Annotated in this window: 1 protein-coding gene; it reads right to left on the bottom strand. The window is 56.9% G+C overall.

All coding sequences use genetic code 11. From position 1 onward, the window contains the following. Positions 1–260 (bottom strand): nickel/cobalt transporter (locus tag RTW80_RS29785; protein ID WP_409415344.1); only part of this gene is annotated, 260 nt, incomplete at both ends.

Raw genomic sequence — 260 nt, 5'->3', positions numbered from 1 at the left:
GATCGCACCCGAGCACGGACGCATCCCCATTGAGAGAACAATCATCAGGCGCGCACGCCAGTCCTCACCGTTCTGTAATTGTTCCTGCGTCGGCAGATGCTGATGCCCGCACCCGCAGTTTTCATGGTGAACGTGATGTGGCGTAAAGGCTTTGAATTTTGGTTTTTGCAGTAACGCGCGCAATTTTTTCAGCGCCCGCCAGCAGAGGATCAGCCCCAGCACGCCTACCAGCGCGTAACTCCCCTTCTCCAGCCAGAAGC

Origin of the sequence: Escherichia sp. AM3 (assembly GCF_032029835.1) — a bacterium.
GTDB classification, from domain to species: Bacteria; Pseudomonadota; Gammaproteobacteria; order Enterobacterales; family Enterobacteriaceae; genus Escherichia; species Escherichia coli.
The sequence above is the reverse complement of the archived record's forward strand: the minus strand, read 5'-3'. Positions and strand labels throughout refer to the sequence as shown.